Raw genomic sequence first — 1,345 nt, 5'->3', positions numbered from 1 at the left:
CATGGGAGCTGGCAGCCTGAATTCGGAAATTTTTCATGCTTTTCCTGACATGAATTCTAGAATGACTGCTTCAGCCTTCGAACAACAAAAAGCTAAATTAAAGCCTGAATGCTTCAAAGAAATTATGTCAGAGCTTAGTCAGGCAAATAATACACTACAATTATTGGATAATAAGTACTTAGTTGTTGCGATTGATGGCTCTGATTTTGATCAACCTTTTAATCCCGAATCAGAAAATATTTTTCGAGGTAAAGATGGTCGAATATACTGTCAACTTCATGTAAATGCTCTTTATGATGTCTTGAATAAATTATATTTAGACATGGTTATCCAACCCAGACAAAAAATGGATGAACGTGAGGCAGCCTTAACTATGTTAAAGAAATTAGCCCAACAAGAAAAAGATTTCTTAGTCCTGATGGATCGCGGCTATATTAGCTTTAATTTAATTGAAAACTGCAATCGGTTAAAATATTGCCACTATGTTATGCGATCAAAATCCGGAGTTGGTGCTTTTAAAGAAATTATGGCTATGTCGAATCATGAATACGATGTTGACTTATCATGCAGAGTAACTTCGTCACATTATTATTACGTCACCCATAAAGATACAGAAAAGTTTCTTCACATGATTCCTCACAAAAAGCATCATTATAAAGCTGTTCGTTCTAAAAACACTAGAGATCAACGGTGGGATTTTGAGGATATGTGTGATGTTAGATTCAGGGTTTGCAAGTTTAGAATCAATCCACCAGGTTCAGACGACGAGTGGGAAGTACTCATCACCAATTTGGATCGAAATGAATATCCTCTAGCTAGAATAAAAGAGATCTATCACCTTCGTTGGGGAATAGAAACTTCCTTTAGGGAGCTTAAATATGATTTAAGTGGCATCCAGTTTCATTCTAAAAAAGATCAATTTGTTTATATGGAAATATACGCTCATTTTGCAATGTATAACGCTGTGAGCTTATCAGTAATTGCAAGCTCAAAACAGTATACTCAGGGAAAATATCAATATCGAATAGATTTTAAAATGGCCTGTTGTATCTGGCGACGATATTTTAGTATAAGTGATAATTCAGATAAAAGTTTCACACAATTACTGCTGGATATGGCATTTTATTTAACGCCTATTCGAGCAGGAAGAAAAGATAAACGGAATCTAAAAGTTAAATTAGTAGTTGGTTTTCCTTATCGTCTAGCAGCTTGAATTAATTTAAAGCGGCTATCTTATGATGGCTTATTTGTGCTATCAAAAAAAGACATTTATCGAATAAAATAATTCGATAAATGTCTCAAAAAGTGTCATCAGATTAGTCAATGTCTTAACTTAATGACATTG

1 protein-coding gene is annotated in these 1,345 nt (G+C 34.1%); it reads left to right on the top strand.

Annotation, left to right across the window (positions count from 1 at the left end; genetic code table 11):
* On the top strand, positions 1-1,213 hold a 1,213-nt coding region (locus tag JCM1039_RS12095; protein ID WP_034533205.1), incomplete at its 5' end, for an IS4 family transposase.
* Positions 1,214-1,345: the final 132 nt, after the last annotated feature.

The organism is Lactobacillus kitasatonis DSM 16761 = JCM 1039, assembly GCF_000615285.1.
Taxonomy (GTDB): Bacteria; Bacillota; Bacilli; order Lactobacillales; family Lactobacillaceae; genus Lactobacillus; species Lactobacillus kitasatonis.
This window is presented reverse-complemented; position numbering and strand designations above follow the sequence as displayed.